Here is a 20,221-nt window from a genome sequence, read left to right as displayed (position 1 = left end):
ACTAAAAAAGTGCCCAATTGCACTAATACTCATTTTACCATATTGCAAGGCAAGAAAAAAGGCTATATCAAGCTTCCTCATAGAAAAATAACTACGGCGAGACTCATGACTCGCTGACTTACTGACGTAAAGAATAGCAAGCGAGTTTAGGTGGCCCTATGATGAACAATGCTGGCGACAAAACTCCGCAAATTCTGACTAAAGCAATTAAATTAATCGACTACTGGCAGACAGGGAAACTCGGTGGGATCTTTATGTCGGAAGATAATCAGCCGCGATCCTTTGACTGCAGATATCTACTGCCCAGAAAAAGTCCTATTGATGAGTGAAAATGAATAAACCGCCCGTCACATGATGCAGTTTGTGCTAAATGTTTAAAATAACAATCGGTATTGACAATTAACTTGGACTTTGCAAAAATAAAATAGATTACAAAAAGGAGGCTCCTCCCTATGGGCGACGATTATGGCGTGTTACTTTTTAAAAGAAAAACCATCAATCTTGCGGTTCGCATTGTTTTATTCGCTCTATTATTTTTATGCCTCTTATTTTCACTGGGGCTGCCGACACTTTCTGGTAAGCTAATGTTCGGAGCATTTGGCATCTATCTCCTCTATTATCTATTCACCAAAGGCAAAGAATCCGTCGCTATTTATGAAAATGCAATTGTCTTAACTGGTAGAACCAACTTAGTAATACGTAAAAATGAGGTACTAAATATCAGCTTTGAAACATTAAATGTGACAGCTGTGGCAGGTCAGTTCCCGCTCACGCGTCATCATTATCCGGTGCTTGTGATCCGACAAAACAATCAAAGGAAAACGGTCCAACTGCCGCTGCCTTTAAATCGTCGTTTTGAGAAAAAAGCCATCCGCGCATTCGGCCAATTTCTTGATACGGAGCTGATTCTTAGTTAAGAGAAACCTACCGTTATACATTTATATTCGGGAGTCCTACATAACATAATTTTCATTTTTTTAATCAGCTAGATACGTTAAATTTATTTATCTTTACCTTACTACAATCAAAAGGAGAGACTAACACTTGTTCAAAGTCACATACAAATTTAATCCAAAAAAATTATTTCTCATTATTCATTTATCATTATTATTTCTAGGAATGCTACTGACTATCGGAAGACATCAGAGTCTAGACACCGATTTTGTCATACTCAACGCCTACATTACCGCACATATCTCGAACTTTTCGCTCACGTTGCTGACCTTTATTGGTATTGGCTATACCTATCTATTGACTGATGCTAAATTTATATGTATCAATTTACTTGCTGTGGGTTTAATTATTGGCAATCTTTTATGCGAGACCGTTATGACTTTCCTAAATACTCCTGATATAGTTGACGCCTACTTTGGGATTGCCGCAGTAATCATCGTCTATATTTTCTTTCTACTTTTCAAAAAATATGGACTTGTACTGATTGAAACAAATACATAATCTATTCTATAAAAAACTCTGCCAAAGATAAGTAAGCTTATCCTTTGGCAGAGTTTTTATTTTTTAGTCACATTGAGCTGACTGTATTTTTAGTTCAAAAAAGACAGCCATTACGACTGTCTTCATGTATAATCTATTATTCGGAATTAATTATGCTTTGTTAGTAGTACCAAACCATTCGATACGTTGTTCAACTAATTCTTCTACTGCTTTAGTTCCTGGTGCTAATAATTTACGAGGGTCAAAGCCTTTACCTTCAAGGTCTTTTCCTTCTTCAATATATTTGCGAGTTGCAGCAGCAAATACTTCTTGACACTCAGTATTTACGTTGATTTTAGATACGCCCATAGAAATCGCTTTTTGAACTTGTTCTAAAGGAATACCAGAACCTCCGTGTAATACTAATGGAATATCGCCAACAGCATCTGAGATAGCTTGTAAATGATCGAAAGCTAAACCAGTCCAGTTGTCAGGATATGAACCATGAATGTTACCAATTCCGCATGCTAGGTAATCAATACCAGTAGCAACCATTTGTTTACATTCTTCAATGTCAGCTAATTCGCCAGAACCGATGATTCCGTCTTCTTCGCCGCCGATTGAACCAACTTCACATTCTACAGAAACGCCTTTAGCATGTGCTTTAGCAACAACATCTTTCGCTTTTTCGATGTTTTCTTCAAATGGTAAATGAGAACCATCAAACATAACTGAAGTATAACCAACTTCGATACATTCTAATGCATCTTCATATTCACCGTGGTCTAAGTGAAGTGCAACTGGTACTGTAATGCCCATTGAGTCTACTAAGTCTTTTACTAAATCGTAACATACTTTGTATCCGCCCATGTATTTTGCAGCGCCCATAGAAGTTTGAATCAATACTGGTGCTTTTTTAGCTTCAGCAGCTTCAAGAATCGCTTTTGTCCATTCCAAATTGTTTGTGTTGAATCCGCCAACACCGTACCCGCCTTCGCGAGCTGCTTTAAGAAATTCTGTTCCTGATACTAATGGCATAAAAAATTCCTCCTAATGTTTGTCTAAACAAATTTGTTAAGGGTTCATCCCCTAACCAACAGTTACATTTTATCAAATATTTCGGTACTTTTCTACTAAAATCATCGAATTTGAAAATTTCCATGCCTATTTTCATGTTAAATATCAATCAAAAAAGCAGTTATTTATTACAAACTGCCTATTCATCAGAAAGAAAACGGTAACTTTGTTCATTAGATAACAGACTTTCATTTAATTATTTTTAGTAGATAAACGAGCAATTATTCCTCTACCATTTTATTCGCTACCTTCGTCTCATCAAATTAAGATATTTTTTTCTTTTTATTATAAATATCTAGAACGACGGCTAATAAAAGTATCAAGCCTTTAATCGCTTGTTGCCAATCCACACCTACGCCTAAAATGGACATCCCATTATTCAAAACACCCATTACAAGCCCCCCAACAATTGCGCCCATAATCGTACCGATCCCACCAGAAGTGGAAGCTCCTCCGAAATAAACGGCGGCCATTGCATCTAATTCCATGGAAGTCCCTGCTTGAGGAGTTGCTGCATTCAAACGAGCAGCCAAGATTATCCCTGCCAACGCAGCCATCATGCCCATATTAACGAATACCCAAAAAGTAATTCGTTTCGTTTTAATCCCTGACAATTCTGCTGCTTTTCTATTTCCACCTGTTGCATAAATTTGTCGACCAACCACTGTTCGATTGGTTAAGAATGAATAAACAAAAACAATCGCACCCAGTAAAATCAGGATGATCGGATAGCCCGAATAAGATGAGAAGATGTAAGTGACACCGATAATAATACAAGCTGTGAAGATAGCTTTAGCTATAAAAGTCCGCGAGTTTTCTATTTCAAATAGATTTTTTCTTCTCTTTTCTCTCGCTTTCCATTGACTAAGAATAAGTAAGAGAGCAATAGTCCCGCCGATAATCATTGATAACAGATGGATATGATCGCCAGGAAGAATATCTGGTAAGTAGCCTGTAGATATTTTCTGGAAGATTGACGGAAACGGAGCTAAAGATTGCCCACCTAAAACAACTTGAGTTAATCCACGAAACATAAGTAGCCCGGCTAGTGTCACGATAAATGCCGGAATGCCCACATAGGAAACCCAGAAGCCTTGCCAAGCGCCGATTATTGCCCCGATGATTAAGCACAGTGGAACAGCTAGCCAGGTGCTCATCTCGAGATTCACCATCAAGACACCTGCAATCGCGCCTACAAAAGCCATTACTGAACCAACAGATAAGTCAACATGTCCTAATAAAACAACCAATAACATACCGGCTGCTAAAACCAAAATATGACTATTCTGAAGCACTAAATTTGTAATATTAAGTGGTCGCCAAAAGATTCCGTCGGTCAATAATTGAAAAATAACTAATAAGAAAACCAGAATAATGACCATACTATATTTACTAAATAGATCTAAAAATTTGTCTTTGATTTGATTCGATTTACTCGTCGCTTTTATTTTTTTTGTTTGTTCCATTTTATCTAACACCCTCTTTTTCCATCGTCATTAATGTCATTAATTTTTCTTGCGTTGCCTCTTTTTTAAGAACTTCGCCAGTTAAACGCCCTTCATTCATGGTATAGATGCGATCACACATCCCGATAATTTCTGGAAGCTCAGATGAAATAATACAAATGCACTTTCCAGCTGCAGCCATTTCTTCGATGATAGTATAAATCTCATATTTAGCTCCTACATCAATTCCGCGTGTAGGCTCATCGAGAAATAAAATATCCGGCTCTGTCATCAGCCATTTGGATAGGACGACCTTCTGTTGATTTCCACCACTTAAACTACCGATATTTTGATAGATTGAATTCATTTTTGTCCGCATTTTACTTTTATAAATTTCAGACACTTGTACTTCTTTTTCGCTATCAATCACCCCGCTTTGGCTGATCTTATTTAAGCTAGCAAGCGTTGTGTTTTCTCGGATATCCATGAGTAAATTTAAGCCAAGAGCTTTTCGATCTTCTGAAACATATGCGAGACCATTTTTAATTGCTGTTGGGACATCTCTCACATCAATCTTTTTACCTTCTTTGTATACTTCGCCTTGAATATTTTTCCCATACGAATGCCCAAAAATACTCATTGCTAATTCGGTTCTTCCCGCACCCATCAGGCCGGCAATCCCAATGATTTCGCCACTTCGGATGGAAAAGTTCACTTGCTTATTAACAATTCTCTCCCCATCAATTGGATGGTGAACGGTCCAATTTTTGACTTCAAAATAGGTTTCACCTAAGTTGGGATGTCTTTCTGGATACCTGTTCTCCAAATCACGACCAACCATTCCTCTGATAATTCGATCTTCACTGATTTCTTCTTTTTCAATGGTTTCAATCGTCCGACCATCTCTTAAAATGGTAATCCGATCAGCGACCGTCACAATTTCATTTAATTTATGCGAAATAATGATTGATGTAATGCCTTGATTTTTGAATTCTTTAATCAGACGTAAGAGATTCTCACTCTCTTCTTCATTCAGCGCCGCAGTTGGCTCGTCTAAAATCAATAGCTCCACGGATTTAGAAAAGGCCTTCGCGATTTCTACAAGCTGTTGTTGACCGACACCAATCTGAGAAGCCAATAGATTGGCATTAACTTTAAGCCCGACTTTATCTAACAATTCAGTCGTTTTCTGCTCGGTCAGATTCCAGTCAATAATGCCGTGTTTTGCTTGCTCATTTCCTAAAAATATATTTTCTTTAATGGATAGATAAGGACTCAGTGCCAATTCTTGATGGATAATCACAATGCCTTTTTTTTCGCTATCTCTTAGATTTTTAAAGGTACATTTCTCCTCATCATAAAAGATATCTCCCTCATAACTACCATAGCCATAAAGGCCACTCAAGACGTTCATCAGTGTTGATTTTCCCGCACCATTTTCTCCACATAATCCATGAATTGTTCCGCGCTCAATTTTGAAATTAACGTTATCCAACGCACGGACCCCAGAAAATTCTTTGACGATATTTTTCATCTCCAGAATATAATCTGCCATGTTCTCACTCCTTTTTTTCAATAAAAAAGAAGCTAGGTTATAAGCTTTATTTCAACTGATTGAAGGAAGCCTATTCGTCAATTAGTCTTCGCTTTTCACCTAGCTCTTGACACCATAACTAATTTTCCACTCGATTATTCTTAATATGATGCCTAAAATAATCCACTAGAAAATCTGATTTATTGCTCATTTGATAAAATTTCCAAAAATAGCTTATTGGCCTAAATCATCTGCACTATAGTACTCAGTATCGATCAACTCTTCTTTATAATTTTCTTTATCGACAGAGATTGGATTTGCCAAGTAGGTTGGTACAACTTTAACGCCATTATCATACGTTTCTGTATCATTCACAGGGACTTCTTTATCCTTTGTGATTGCTTCGATCATTTCAATCGTGTTTTTTGCAAGTGTTCGCGTATCTTTAAAGACAGTCTGTGTTTGTTCGCCAGCGATAATTGATTTAACCCCAGCAATTGTCGCATCTTGACCGGTAATGACAGGAATTGGTTTGTCCGCAGTCCCATAACCGACGCCTTTTAATGAAGAAATAATTCCTAAGCCAATTGGATCATACGGTGAAAGCACTGTATCTAGCTTTTTATCTGTATAATTGGCACTTAGTAGGTTATCCATACGAGCTTGGGCAGTTGAACCATCCCAACGTAGAGTAGCGATTTGATTGAATTTTGTTTGACCAGAAGGAACAACTAATTGGCCACTGTCAAAATACGGTTGTAACACTGAAATAACTCCGTTGTAATTAATCAAGGCATTATTATCATCTGGTGAACCACCAAACAACTCGATATTAAATGGACCTTTGCCATCTTTAAGACCTAATTTGTCTTCAATATAAGAAGCTTGTAAAACACCTACACTGAAGTTATCAAAGGTTGCATAATAATCGACATTTTCTGAATTCATTAATAGACGGTCATAGGCAATTACCTTGATGCCTTCTTTATCCGCTTTTTCTAAGACATCGGTTAAAGCTGAACCATCAATTGAAGCAATAACTAATATATCTACCCCTTTAGTAATCATGTTTTCAATTTGCGCTGCTTGGTTCTCTACCTTGTCTTCGCCGTACTGTAAATCTGTTTTGTAGCCTTTTTCTTCTAATTGTTTAACCATGTTTTCCCCATCAGCAATCCAACGTTCTGCTGATTTAGTAGGCATTGCAATGCCTATATACGCTTTATCCGATTTCTCTGCTTTGTCTGAGCTACTGCCACAGGCAACTAAAGTGATTCCCATAAATAATGTCAGTGCTGCCAACAACCCTTTTTTTAAGTGATTCGTCATTTTTTTAACTCCTCCAAATAATTATTTATTAGTACAATCTAATAGTAGCGGATAATAAAAGCGTTTACATTGATATTTATTCGTAAGTTCTTCAAATCTTTTTTTTCCTCGCCCTTTTTTGGAGGAAAAACTTGAATATTTTTTTATTCTCTTGATTATTTTTCGAACTTTGATTCGATTTTTTGATAGCGATTTCATTAGCTGTAAATATTTGTTACAATACGTGTACAAGAAAAGGGGTTGAAAGGGGTTGGTTGTTTGTTAAAGAAAACTGGATTCTTATTGATGATGCTGATACTCGTTCTTCTTACCTCCTGTACGCAACCGCAAAAGGAGGAGAAAGCGGCAATTGTTGTCGGATTTTCCCAATCAGGGACAGAAAGCAACTGGCGAAAGCGACATACAGAGTCTATTAAGGAAGAGTTAGGCAAAGAAAACTACCAAGTACTCTATCGAAATGGTTTCATGAATCAAGAACGACAGATTCAAGATATACGTACATTTATCGCTTACAAGGTTGATATCATCATTTTTACTCCTTTAAAAGAAGACGGCTGGGAGCCTGTCTTAAAGGAAGCAAAAGATGCTGGCATCCCCGTAATCATAACAGATAGAAATGTGAATATTACAGATAACTCGTTGTTTTTAACACATATAGGACCTAGCTTCAAAGCTGAGGGCAATCGAGCTGGCTTATATGCCTATAACTATTTTAAGGACAAAGAAAAAGAACACATCAATATTCTCGAGCTAAAAGGTCTGTCCTCCACTTCTCCGACGACTCTTCGTCATGATGGATTTATGGAAACTATCCAACGTGATCCACGTATGAACATTACGCTAACAAGAGATGCTGATTATATCCGTCTAAAAGGCAAAGAGCAGATGAATAAACTAATTGAAGAGGGATTATTAGAAGATATTGATATCTTATTTAGTCATAATGATGAAATGACGCACGGCGCCTTAGACGCGTTAGACGCGCACAAGGTGAAAAAGGATCTCGTTATCATCACGATTGACGGGCAAGAAGATATGATTACTCAACTAAAAAAAGGGCGCATAAATGCTGTGGTCGAGTGTAATCCCAATGCAGGTTGGTATGTGCGGAACACTATTTCTCGCTATTTCAACAATCAAAGCATTCCCCAAGAAATCTACATGCCTGAAACGATTTTCTCAGATCAATCCCAACTGGATGCGATCCCGACACGAAATTATTGAGGAGCCTTGATGATGACTAAGACAGACAGCATAAAAAAGATTTTTTCACAATCAAATAAGATGATGTTGCTTATCGCTATTTTACCTATCCTGTTCAGTATATTTTTCTATACTCGTTATATTTTCATCTATCAAAATTCCATAGAAAATATCCAGTCTGCCAATGAAATATCAACAAAGGTGAAAAATAAAGTCTTAGAAGAAATGTGGGATGTGGTTTTTGGGCAAATCAAACCTAGCAGCTATACGCAAAAAGGCATCACCGTTGAATTAAGAGCAGATATTAATAGAATCAGCGAGAATGCGAATACTGCGACTGAAAAAAGCACCCTAGATGTTGCTTTGCGCACGCTAGATACAATGGAAAAATACCTGGAGAAGATTTTAGAGAATGTGACGTTAGAAAAACCTGTGCAAGAAAATGAAGTAATTATGGAACAAATTGATTCAGTCAATCAGCTACTCTATGATATCTTGCAAGACTTCGTCCATGTCGAAATCGATATTGCGGGGAAACGAAGCGCAGAAATAACGAGGTCTATTTTACTCCTGACTTTTGCAGAATTGGTGATTATTGCCAGCATCTTTTTCTTTAGTCGCCGCACCCAAAAGTTTATTGAGAAGAAAATCCAACAGCCAATCGATGATTTAGTCAAATTAGCTACAGAATTTTCTAATGGCCATCTGGACTATCGCTCAAATGTTTCGCCGCTTTCTGAGCTTTCTAATTTAAGTATTAGCATGAACACGATGGCCGATAATCTTAATACATTGATTGGAGAAAATGCCGAGAAGCAGCATCATCTCGCTCAAAGTGAGGTGCGGACCCTGCAAGCACAAATTACTCCACATTTTATCTATAATTCATTGGATGCGATCTTGGCTCTCGTCGATCAAGGAGAGTTACAGACAGTTAAAGAAATGACCTTTGCTCTATCTGATTTTTTCCGGATTTCTTTGAGCAAGGGGAAAGACTGGATTCCCCTCTCAAAGGAAATTCGACATGTCGAGGATTACCTCAAAATATTGAAAATACGTTATGGTAAAATGCTTTCTTATACCATTTCCGTGCCACAAATAGAAGATTATATCGTCTTAAAAATGATTCTTCAGCCGATTATTGAAAATGCCGTTTATCATGGAACTAAATTTATACGAGATGTTGGAACTGTGCAACTCGAGGTGAAAGAAGATAGTGAGGCTCTGTCATTTTACATCACAGATAATGGCATTGGCATGACTCCTGAGCGTTTACAAGAAGTCCGCAATAATTTAAACAATGAATCCCCTTCTACTTTCGAATCTGGTTATGGCCTCTACAATGTTCATCGCCGCTTAAAGCTCTACTATGGCGAAGCTGCAAAACTGAAAATTGATAGTGTCTATAACCAAGGAACGCGTGTCCTCATCTCTGTTCCAAAAAACAATAAAATTCTACCAAAAATGGAGGAATTACGTAATGTATAGTGTATTTATCGTGGAAGATGAACCTTTAATTAGAGAAAATCTCCGTAATCAATTACTTCAGCTTTCTGAGAGTCTAGCGCTGAGCTTTTCGGGAGAAGCTTCAGATGGCGAGATGGGGCTTTCGGCTATTATTGATTTACAACCAGACATTATTTTGACTGACATCAAAATGCCTTTCATGGACGGGGTGACATTTGCCACTGAAGTCAAAAAACGGTTCCCTTGGATACGTGTTCTATTTTTGACAGGCTTTGATGATTTTGGCTACATGAGGACCGCTATTCAAATTAAAGCCGACGAATATTTATTAAAACCTATCAAGGAAAGTGAACTAGCTAACGCTCTGACCCGCGTAATTCACGACTTAGATAGTCAAAGAAAGAATCATGATCGAACCAAAAAGAAAGATGAAAAAATCTTATTTGAATTGAAAAAGAATCACTTCTTAAACTGCCTATTCAAGGGCTCCCTCTCGATGGAAGAAGTTCAAATCAAATCCAATAGCCTAGATCGTTCTTTATTAGGGCAAAAGTATGCCGTTCTACTCGTAAAAAATCAAAATATAAAGAAATTCGAAGAACAATATTATTTTAATAACCAACTAAACTATCTGTTTGACAATGATTCTTCCTTAATTTTCTCTAGTATCTCGTCGAAGTATATAAAATTTTTGGTTTTTCAAAAAGATCGCGCTCAATTACTAGAAACCTGTTATCAATTAGCGGAATCCCTTGTGAGTGAACTACGAAAAGAACACAGCAATCCAGTCTCTGTTGCCTTTGGACCGATTGTGAATCGGATTAGCGAAATTCCTCGCTCCTTTCATTTAACAGAATCACTGCTTGCTACGTATGGTGATTTAAATAAAGTTGAAATTATCAGCTATGATGAAATGTTTAAAGAACGGGATGCGACGCTAATAAATCCATTTCAACTAAATTTGACGAAGATGGTGTCAGCCTTAGATTTGGAAAATATTGATTCCTTTATTAGTGAACTGACGGGCATTCCAACAGATGATGAACAGCAAAACATTTTCTTGCGCTTCTACGTTTTAACTGAATTGATTAAGCTCGTTCAAGGTAAAAATCAAGTGCCTTTACCTACGGAAATTGAAATTTTAACCACAATTGAGGACTTAACGCTGATTGTCTCTTCCTTAACAGAATATAAAAAATTGGTCCGAAAAATTTTACTTTTCCTAATTCAATCACCGCAAAACTCAGTGATGTTTAAACATCAAACAATTATAAAAAAAGCAATCAACTACATTGAAGAAAACTTTTCTGATCCTAACATTTCCTTAAATGTTGTTGCGAATCATGTAAATCTAAGCCCTGCTCATTTCAGCACCGTCTTCTCACAATCAATTGGCAGCACATTTATCGAATACTTGACCAATTGTCGAATCGAATCAGCGAAGAAATTACTAGTAGAAACTAATGAAAAGCTCTCATCTATTGCCTTTGATATCGGCTACAATGATCCTAACTATTTTAGTTATTTATTTAAGAAAAAAGAAGAAATTTCACCGAAAGAATTCCGCAATCGTTCATTTGTATAAAAAAAAGAAGTTTGGGGATTATCCCAAACTTCTTTTTATTGGTCCTATAAATAGCTGCTTAGTCGCTAAGCGATTATTTTTCTTCGCGATTGTCTAGTGAAGCTCCAACAAAAGCTTTGATTAATTTTTGTGGACGGTTTGGACGAGAGATTAATTCTGGGTGGAATTGGCAGCCCACGAAGAATTTTTTCTCTGGAATCTCAACGATTTCCACTAGACGGTTGTCTGGTGAAACGCCTGAGAAGACCAAGCCTTTTGCTTCGAACATTTCACGGTATTTATTGTTGAATTCATAGCGGTGACGGTGACGTTCTTGTACGACTTCTTCATTATTGTAAGCAGCCGCCGTTTTTGTGCCTTTTTTGACTTTACATGGGTACAATCCAAGACGTAAAGTCCCACCTAAGTTTTCAATATTTTCTTGATCTGACATCAAGTCGATAATATTGTTTTTAGCATTTGGATAAGTTTCAGCAGAACCAGCGTCTTCTAAACCAACGACGTTACGGCCAAATTCAACACAGGCCATCTGCATGCCTAGACAAATTCCTAAGAATGGCACATCATTTTCACGGGCAAAACGAATCGCTTCGACTTTCCCTTCAACCCCACGATCACCAAAACCTCCAGGCACTAAGATACCATCTAGATGAGCTAATTTTTCAGCAGCATTTTCTTCGGTAATGTCTTGCGCTTGAATCCAATCAAGCTCGATGTCTGAATCGTACGCGAATCCGGCATGTTTCAGAGATTCAACGACTGACAGATAGGCATCTGGCAATTCAACGTATTTGCCGACTAAACCGATGCGAACTGTTTTCTTCAGGTTCAAGACTTTTTCTTCTAATGCGCGCCATTCAGTCATATCGGCTGCTGGTGCGTCTAATTTCAAATGATCACAAACAAATTGATCCATTCCTTGCGCTTGTAACGCCAATGGAATTGAATACAATGTTTCAACATCGCGCGATTCGATGACTGCTTCTGGTGCCACGTCACAGAATTGTGCGAGTTTATTTTTAACATCTTGAGAGACTGGTTGTTCTGTACGAACCACCAAGATATTTGGTTGAATTCCTAAACCACGTAATTCTTTTACGCTGTGTTGCGTTGGTTTTGTCTTCATTTCACCAGCTGCTTTAAGGTAAGGAATCAGTGTAGTATGAATGTACATCACGTTATCAGAACCGACATCAGCTTTCATTTGACGCAAAGCTTCTAGGAATGGCAGTGATTCGATATCACCCACCGTACCGCCGACTTCTGTGATAATAACATCTGAGTCAGTCATGCTAGCTGCGCGCATAATCTTCTCTTTAATTTCATTGGTGATGTGTGGAATGACTTGAACCGTTGCTCCTAGGTACTCACCTTTACGCTCTTTACGTAAAACCTCAGAATAAATTTTACCTGTCGTCACGTTGGAGTATTTATTCAAATTAATGTCAATAAAGCGTTCATAATGGCCTAAATCTAAATCAGTTTCCGCGCCATCGTCGGTTACAAAGACTTCCCCATGTTGGTAAGGACTCATTGTTCCTGGATCCACATTGATATAAGGATCGAACTTTTGGATGGTCACTTTTAAGCCACGATTTTTTAGCAAGCGACCTAAAGATCCTGCGACAATCCCTTTACCAATAGAAGATACCACGCCGCCTGTCACAAAAATGTATTTTGTCATAAAATGAAAAACTCCTTCTTTAAAATTTTTATGCTTATCTAGGATATTGCCTTAGTAAATAAAAAAAGAAAACTCCCCATTCATAGTGAATAGGGAGCTATTATTTACGTGTAAACAACTGACCTTTTAGAAAGGTGCCCAAGCAATATAATACAAGTTATGACCCCTTGTGTCAAGAAAAATTCTGATTTTACTGTCGGTTCAGTTGCGTAAAATTTTTGGTGCGAATTAGGAGATAGAAAAAGCATCCCACTCCCTGCGCCTTCATAAGGACGCTTGCCTGGTAGCCTTCCGTCTAGCGTTTCTTCTCCAGCCAACTAACGCTATTCCCCAACTTAAAAGTGTCACTGAAATAAAAATCTTCGTCCCTGGCATCTGATAAGAAACTTCGACTTTTTGGTTTTTAATCAGTTCTTTTGGAATAATCGGCGTGCCGATTGTGCCAAACTTGATTTGGTCGTGAGGGATTTCTTTGCCCCCAGAACGTAGCACCGTCTGTTTATAGACAGTAATCGGTAATTCTACTTCCGTTTCTTCCGCGTCGTTATTTTGCTTTACATGGACGACTAAAGTAGAATTTCCGATCTCTTTCTCAAATTCTTTGTTTTTTTGAACGATTTTTTCTTCATATAAGCTGTATTTATTTTTTGTCACTTTTCCATACAAGGGTACATAATCTGGCGTGGGTTTTTCGACCCATGAGAGTGCCAGTTGTTTGTCCTCTGCATGAAAAGCTACTTTGATGACCGAACTATCTTTGTCAGCAAGCGTGACTTTTGAGCCGGCCTTGATATAATCTGTCGGCGACTCCCAAGTGGCTAACGTGACTGCGGATAATAGCAGCACCTGGACACTACTGCCTAAAACCAACAATTTGCCCAGCTTCCCGACATCGACCAGCGCCAAAAATAAATAAATGGCAAGAATCGTCACCGGCACAAAGAAGCGAAAAGGAAACTGAATCAACTCGACGATTTGGATTGAGCGAGCCACCAATTGATTCCATGGAATCAAGCTTGTCGATAAGAGTAAAAAGAACAGCATAATTGAAAACAACAGCTTATTTTGGATTGAAGTTTTCTGCCAACTCGTCAAAATTTTGAACAAAACGATTATCAGAATTACCAACAAGCTGACTGGATTGACTAGCCAATAAAAACTCCCCTGATTGATTGTATTTGAACTCATAGTAGCATTCACAAAAGGTGTTGCCAGTGTATTTTCTCGTGCAACCGTCGCATAAGCAAACCACAGATTAAGGGTTAATAAAACGAAGAGACTAACTTCTCTGATAAATGACCCGACAAATCGTCTCTTCTCTTTACTCTGAATAAACGCGTAAGAAAAGATTGGCAAATAGATTAGTCCACCAAAGAACGCCGTCAGTAAATGCGTCTGAAAGAGCAGCGCCATGCCTAGAGCTAATTTATACTTTGGCACCTTTTTCTGTGCGATAACTTCAAAGATAATACTCAAACTGAGCGGTAAAACGGCCGCACCCCAGCTGGTAAATCCTTGACGCATGACCCAATATAAAATGGCAAAAGACGACATATATAGTACGGCACCTAGTCGACATCTCGCCGTGCTTAAGCCCCCTGACTTTAGGAAAGTTAACATCGAACTACCCGACAGCACATACAAGAGAAAATTGGCGCTAACTTGATAGACGAACCAATTTTTACTGAGTAAGACAATCAAGCCGTGAAGATAGGCTAGGAATGGTCCGTAGAATGCGTTGACGATCCGGCCGGACTGTTGAAAGCCATATTGGCTAATAAAATAATTGAAATTCCCCTCGCGGATCTGTTGGGCGGTATCATAGAAGCGATTAAAGTGGAAAATTGCATCCGAGCCGATAATCATATTTTGGCTCAACAGGTGCGGCATAATGAAGAGGCCCGCGAATCCTGCGATGAGGAGATAACTCTTTTTATTTTGTGTAAAAATCAATTGTATTTTCCCTTTCATCTGCTATTCCATCGTCTCCCGCAAGCGCTCAATCACACTTTGATGAGTAATTCGGCGATAGATAAATAACGGGATGCTAGTACAGATAAGAAATAAACTACAAATAATCACCAACATCGGGAGATATGGAAAGAAAAACTGCGCATAGCCAAGTCGTGATTTGACCAGCTTGAACAGCAGCACTAGCCCAGTTGAACCAATCGTCGCGAGTAATAAGGAAGAGACGCCACTATAAAATAATCCTTCAAGAATCAATAGCTTTCTTAGTTGTTTTCTTGTCATGCCGATACTTTCCATCACAGCAAACTCGCTTCTTCTGCTCAAAAGTCCGCTGATCGTTGTGTTGATATAATTAACTAAGCCTAAACTCACCAGTAAGAAACTGATCGAATACATCGCGATTTTCATCGTTTTAATCTCATCCTGTGCCTCCGCTAATCTCTCAGAATTGATATTTAGATGAGGTAATTTAAATTCCTGTTCACTTGGAGGAAGATCCGCTGTTTTCTTTGCTATGAGTTTTTTTAGCTTTTGTTTAATAACAGGCTCTTTCTCTTCCTCAACATAGAGACTAATCTCTAGCGGTCGTTTTGAAAGCCCTAATTCTAAGAAGCTAGACTCATTCATAATTAACTCTGGCCCTATCTTAAATGGGTAATAGAGGTGTGGCGAGCCTTCAACGGTTGAGTCAAAATAGCCACCGAACTGCTTTGTCACTGGTTGTGAATTTGTTTGAACAGCCGTTAAATGAATTGTCTGGCCAATCTCAGAATAAGTTTTTTTCAATAATTTTTCTGAGAACCCCATACCTTCTGTACTCACGACACTTGTGCCCACTCGTAAGCCTTGCACATCTAGCGGTAATTGATTATCCTGAACATGTTTTTCTAATTGATCAAGATAGCTGTTATCGGCAATTAATAGGGTAGTATACGGGTCCCGCTTCAACTCTTGCATTTCAATCTTAGTATCCTCTTCCCCTAAATTAAACCTCTCAGCACTATCCCTAAGATACGGCTGCCAAACCGTCTCCTCGTAATCAATCTTAATATAACCACCATAGACAACCTCAGCTTTTTCAATACCTTCTAATGAAGTGAGATAGTCAGCTTCTTCTAGCGTAACTGACAAATAAGTTTCATCATAAGTTGTTTCAAGTCCGTCTGGATGATAGGTTGACGTCAGCGTAAAATCAGCAAACGACTTAAAATTATTCGTATAATCCAGTGCCGTAACCACCACAATCGAACCTAAGGCAATCGCCAAGCCTAGAAAAATCGACGTCAGCGACAGGATGGTTGATCGTCTGGTTCGCCACATATTACGCCAAGCCATCCGGAACAATTGCGGACTTTGTTGTTTCTTGCGATTCTTTTTCTGGCTCTTTCTCCGATTATTTTTCTGACTTACTTTCAGTCCACTATAAGCGAGTGATTCCATCGGAGTAATTTTGCCTGCCTTGTACGCTGGAAACAAAATACTAATGAAAGAAATCAGTAAGGCAATCACTAAGCTGACGACTAGAAGAAGTGGTTCAAATCTCATCATTTGCGAAGATAAGCCGTAATTATTTAGATAAAAATTTTCTAGAAGCCGTGGCACAATTCCTAAGACAATCACGAGACTTAGCCCACTGCCTAGTACTAGACCAAGCACAGAAACTTTGGCAAATTGTTGATAAATCGTCTTTCGTATTTGACGATTGGTAGCCCCAATCGTTTTGAGTAATCCGTAATAACGGACCTGGCGATTGATTGAAATGTTCATGATATTGTAATTCAATAGGAACACACATAGCAGCAAAATACCCATGCTGATTAGCGCAATATCATAGCCACCAATCGTACGCATAATCACATTATAGTTGACTGAGTTTTCACTCTCAAAACGCTGCAGTTCATCCATGGTTTTAATGTCACGATACAGCCATTTTTCAACTTCTGTCCCAGTGTACCAATTTTTTTGTTGGATCAATAAATTCGTCGCCTGATTCAGTGAAAGACCCCATTGGTACAGATAACTCTCGGCAAAAAAACCAATCGGCGGCCCTTCAATAGGATGGACATAGTCTGTATAGTAGCCCGATAGAATAAAGGTTTCGTGCTTCGTTTTCCCTGCATCAACATGAATCTCCACTGGGATTTTCATCCCGACTTTTGGTTCTTTAATACCTAACTCTTCTAAGCCTCGCACCGATAGCATCAACTCATCGCTACTTTTAGGATACTTCCCGTGCACATCTGAATAGGCTGGCAAAAATAAATCAGTAAAGACTGCCTCATCTGCGCCCACTCCAGCGAAGCGATCGACACCCTCAGTCTTCGCCACTGCAAAACTATTGATTTTTCCAGTTTTTTCTATGTAGGGTAGATGATCAATTTCTTTCTTCTGGCGCGTGGTCGGTCGATTCAAAATCGCCGTATTCGTCGAGCCATTATGTCGGACCTCCATCAAATATTCCGCATCGATCCGGCCCTTCATAAAGCTGAAAATACAGAATAATACCAAGACAGTCGTTGCAACAGCACCAATCATCAGCCAATTTCTAAATTTATTGTGGGCATAATCGGCTTTCGCCAAGGTACGAATGATCGATCGATTGTTATTTCTTACTTTCATTTTCCTCGCCCCTTCCTAGCACACTTTTCCATCTTCGATACGAATCATGCGGTCAGCCATTTGGGCAATTTCTTCGTTATGAGTGACAATCGCAATCGTCTGATGGAATTCATAGGCAGATGATTTCAATAAAGAGACGACTTCCAAACTATTCTTAGAATCAAGGTTCCCCGTTGGTTCATCCGCCAAAATAATCGCTGGTTTAGTCAACAAAGCCCGAGCAATTGCCACTCGTTGTTGTTGCCCTCCGGAAAGATTCCCTGGTAATTGATCCAGCTTTTCGTGAATCGCCAACTTTTTGGTCACTCGTTCTACATAAGGCTCATCAACCGCAACCCCATCTAACTTTAAGGGCAGCGTCATATTTTCATAGGCACTTAAGATTGGCACCAAATTATAATTTTGAAAGACGAAACCAATATTTCTTCGTCTAAAAACCGTCAGCTCCTCGTTATTTAACTGACTCAAGTCTTTACCTCGCACACTGACACTACCGCTGTCTGGCGTATCGAGTCCCCCCAGCATATTTAATAACGTACTTTTACCACTACCGGAGCTCCCGACAATCGCAATAAATTCCCCCGCTTCTATCTCAATACTGACATCATTCAGCGCATGCACCTGCGCATCGCCAGTGCCATAAGTTTTTGTCAATTGACTCGTCGTCAAAATATTCATAACGTCTCACTTCCTTTTTCTGATACCTTTACTATAACGATCGTTTCTAACAAACTACTAACAAATGAAAAATAAAAGGGTGTGGGACAAAACTAAAAGACGGTTTTGCGCCACACTCTTCAAATTAACGGCTAGAAAAAAGCCAGATCATTTTGGTAAATACACCGTAACTCGCAACCCAGGCTCTTCACGAGTCACTTTCATTAATCCTTCATGTTGATTCACAATTTCTCTAGTTAAATACAAGCCAATACCAAAACCAGCTTGGGTCGAGACTGTTTTCCCGCGATAAAAACGTTGGAAAATCAATGGCTCCTCACCTTTTTGAATGCCAATTCCCTCATCTTGAATGATAATTTGCGTAAACAAATCCGTCTCTGTCAGTTCGATCCTAATTTTCCCATGCTCATGAGAATACTTGATACTATTGTCTAGCAGGTTGTAGATCGCTTCGCCCAGCCAATTGCGATCATGAGGAACCACTAAATTATCCTCCGCTTTCAACTCGATGTGAAGTCCCTTACTCTCTGCCTGCTTATGCAATTGAAAAACGGCAGTCAAGACGGTTTCTTTCAAGGATACCGGCTCTTTCTTCAGCTGAATTAAGCGGCTCTCCAAACGCGACATTTTGATAAAGCTTTCTACTAAAAAGGCTAGCTTTTGTTGTGAGACAGCTAATGCTTCAATCGCCTGTGATTTCTCCAAATCAGAAGTCGTTGGGTGCTTCAAAATTTCCAGATAACCCTCTATAGCGCCCAATGGTGTCCGTAATTGATGGGCAATATCTGTAATTAACTGTTGAATATTCTCTTTATCCGTACGAGCCGTTTCCTTCGTATTGATGATCGTCTCTTCCAAGCGCTGCAGCTGATGTCCCACCTTTGAAACGAGATCATCGGTCCCCTGTGGATAGATTTCCAATGGTCGCTCTTCAAAAATATCTTGAATGGCCTGACTCAAGTTTCCAATCATGCGTTCATACTTATGCCGTTCAATAAAAGTTAGAACCAAATAGAGTAGGAGCAAACCGCCTACCACGAGGCTCACCCAAATAGCCTCCGTCTGCAAATAGACAAAGACCACAATCATCACTGCAAGAAGACAACGAGCCCCCATAATGCCATAATTTTTTAGCCAACCGTTTATCTTATTCATCGTCACTCCCCAAATATATAGCCCATGCCAAAAATATTTTTTATATACTTCGTTTGCCCCTCTACAGGCTCAATTTTCTTTTTCAAACGGTTAATAGTTACGCTCACGGTATTTTCTACGACAAACGCGCCATCAACATCCCAAACCTTCTGTAAAATAAGTTCTTTTGAGAGAACCTGTCCAGCATTTCTTGTTAAATATTCCAACAGCTGAAATTCTTTAGCTGTCAATTGGACTAACTGATTGGCTTGAATGACTTGCTTCTTCTGGTAGTCAATCACTAGCGTATCAAAGCGGAAAATATCCGGCGTTACATTCGTTCTTTTTAAAACCACCTGAATTTTTCTCAGCAAAACTTCCGTCGAAAAAGGCTTCACCACATAGTCCTCACAGCCAGAATCATAAGCCTTCAGCATATCTACCTCGTCATCGCGCGCTGTCAAAAAGATCACCGGTACGTGTTTTGCTTCTTGGCAAACTTTGAATCCTAAGCCATCAGGTAAATTGATATCTAGTAATAAAATATCAGGTTGCTGCTCTAACAATTGGATTCCCGCTTCACAGGTATCCGCCTGAAAAACTTCGAAGCCCTCTTTCTCCAGCAAAATACGTAACGCCTCTTGCAACAATTGATCATCTTCTACAAGCCCAATCTTCGCCATCTAGCCACTCACTTCCCTTTTCTCATCTTTTACAGTCTACTCGAATTTATACATCCGGTAAACCTGTTTTTTTTTGTTTGGTTTATCTTTCACTTCACCAGATTATTTTCAGTCATTGTTATTTTCTCTTTCGATAGTCTTACTTTATCCCCCATTTCTTACTTCAGGTATGAACTCGTTCTTAAATTGATAAAATGAGGAAATAGTAAGTATACTTACTTTTTTGCCCATTTGGCTTTTGAAGAATTTTGACACTTATTAACAGGGCTACCTCAAAAATTTGGTATACTTAATATTTTTGGGTCTGATTTTGGACTTTGAATTTATTATTTCTCAAAAAATACAAAAGGCGCGTTTTCCTTAAAAATTATAAAAAAA

16 protein-coding genes are annotated in these 20,221 nt (G+C 38.8%); 6 read left to right on the top strand and 10 right to left on the bottom strand.

Annotated elements, in window-relative coordinates:
- The first annotated feature begins 161 nt into the window (after positions 1–161).
- The 3 genes from BAU15_RS11590 to BAU15_RS11580 all read left to right on the top strand — a co-directional run bounded on the left by BAU15_RS11590 (position 162) and on the right by BAU15_RS11580 (position 1,455).
- On the top strand, positions 162–329 hold the full coding sequence (locus BAU15_RS11590) for a hypothetical protein (protein WP_161842904.1): 168 nt from the start codon (positions 162–164) through the stop codon (positions 327–329).
- A 123-nt stretch (positions 330–452) separates the two neighbouring features.
- Complete coding sequence (locus BAU15_RS11585) at positions 453–917, top strand: hypothetical protein (protein WP_161842903.1); 465 nt, start codon at positions 453–455, stop codon at positions 915–917.
- 127 nt (positions 918–1,044) lie between these two features.
- Complete coding sequence (locus BAU15_RS11580; protein WP_161842902.1) at positions 1,045–1,455, top strand: hypothetical protein; 411 nt, start codon at positions 1,045–1,047, stop codon at positions 1,453–1,455.
- A gap of 150 nt (positions 1,456–1,605) precedes the next feature.
- On the opposite strand, the gene BAU15_RS11575 is transcribed toward BAU15_RS11580, so the two are convergent.
- The 4 genes from BAU15_RS11575 to chvE form a co-directional block, all read right to left on the bottom strand.
- Positions 1,606–2,472 (bottom strand): class II fructose-bisphosphate aldolase, encoded by an 867-nt coding sequence (locus BAU15_RS11575; RefSeq protein WP_161842901.1) that lies wholly within the window; start codon positions 2,470–2,472, stop codon positions 1,606–1,608.
- 302 nt (positions 2,473–2,774) lie between these two features.
- Entirely contained in the window at positions 2,775–3,977 is a 1,203-nt protein-coding gene (gene mmsB, locus BAU15_RS11570) for a multiple monosaccharide ABC transporter permease (RefSeq protein ID WP_161842900.1), read from the bottom strand.
- Position 3,978: 1 nt separating this feature from the next.
- Entirely contained in the window at positions 3,979–5,511 is a 1,533-nt protein-coding gene (mmsA, locus tag BAU15_RS11565; RefSeq protein WP_161842899.1) for a multiple monosaccharide ABC transporter ATP-binding protein, read from the bottom strand.
- Positions 5,512–5,724: 213 nt separating this feature from the next.
- Positions 5,725–6,819 (bottom strand): multiple monosaccharide ABC transporter substrate-binding protein, encoded by a 1,095-nt coding sequence (chvE, locus tag BAU15_RS11560; protein ID WP_161842898.1) that lies wholly within the window; start codon positions 6,817–6,819, stop codon positions 5,725–5,727.
- Positions 6,820–7,104: 285 nt separating this feature from the next.
- Here chvE and BAU15_RS11555 point away from each other — a divergent pair, with 285 nt between their 5' ends.
- The 3 genes from BAU15_RS11555 to BAU15_RS11545 are packed head-to-tail and all read left to right on the top strand — an operon-like array spanning position 7,105 to position 11,074.
- Positions 7,105–8,043: an ABC transporter substrate-binding protein gene (locus BAU15_RS11555; RefSeq protein WP_161842957.1), complete on the top strand. Its 939-nt coding sequence runs from the start codon at positions 7,105–7,107 to the stop codon at positions 8,041–8,043.
- Between the two features lie 12 nt (positions 8,044–8,055).
- Entirely contained in the window at positions 8,056–9,510 is a 1,455-nt protein-coding gene (locus BAU15_RS11550) for a sensor histidine kinase (protein WP_161842897.1), read from the top strand.
- Positions 9,503–11,074 (top strand): response regulator transcription factor, encoded by a 1,572-nt coding sequence (locus BAU15_RS11545; protein WP_161842896.1) that lies wholly within the window; start codon positions 9,503–9,505, stop codon positions 11,072–11,074. The genes BAU15_RS11550 and BAU15_RS11545 overlap by 8 nt, the downstream gene beginning before the upstream one ends.
- Before the next feature lie 73 nt (positions 11,075–11,147).
- Here the strand turns inward: BAU15_RS11545 and BAU15_RS11540 are convergent, their stop codons facing one another.
- The 6 genes from BAU15_RS11540 to BAU15_RS11515 form a co-directional block, all read right to left on the bottom strand.
- Positions 11,148–12,758 carry a CTP synthase gene (locus tag BAU15_RS11540; protein WP_161842895.1) on the bottom strand — a complete coding sequence of 537 codons (1,611 nt, stop codon included), beginning with the start codon at positions 12,756–12,758 and terminating at the stop codon, positions 11,148–11,150.
- A 264-nt stretch (positions 12,759–13,022) separates the two neighbouring features.
- Complete coding sequence (locus BAU15_RS11535) at positions 13,023–14,729, bottom strand: hypothetical protein (RefSeq protein WP_161842894.1); 1,707 nt, start codon at positions 14,727–14,729, stop codon at positions 13,023–13,025.
- Between the two features lie 3 nt (positions 14,730–14,732).
- Positions 14,733–17,348, bottom strand: coding sequence for an ABC transporter permease (locus BAU15_RS11530; protein ID WP_161842893.1), 2,616 nt, complete (start codon positions 17,346–17,348; stop codon positions 14,733–14,735).
- 15 nt (positions 17,349–17,363) lie between these two features.
- Positions 17,364–18,026: an ABC transporter ATP-binding protein gene (locus BAU15_RS11525; protein ID WP_161842892.1), complete on the bottom strand. Its 663-nt coding sequence runs from the start codon at positions 18,024–18,026 to the stop codon at positions 17,364–17,366.
- 147 nt (positions 18,027–18,173) lie between these two features.
- Positions 18,174–19,181, bottom strand: coding sequence for a sensor histidine kinase (locus BAU15_RS11520; protein ID WP_161842891.1), 1,008 nt, complete (start codon positions 19,179–19,181; stop codon positions 18,174–18,176).
- 2 nt (positions 19,182–19,183) lie between these two features.
- A complete protein-coding gene (locus BAU15_RS11515) occupies positions 19,184–19,843 on the bottom strand; it encodes a response regulator transcription factor (protein ID WP_161842890.1) in 660 nt (219 codons plus the stop codon).
- Positions 19,844–20,221: the final 378 nt, after the last annotated feature.

The organism is Candidatus Enterococcus huntleyi, assembly GCF_009933175.1.
GTDB classification, from domain to species: domain Bacteria; phylum Bacillota; class Bacilli; order Lactobacillales; family Enterococcaceae; genus Enterococcus_K; species Enterococcus_K huntleyi.
This window is presented reverse-complemented; position numbering and strand designations above follow the sequence as displayed.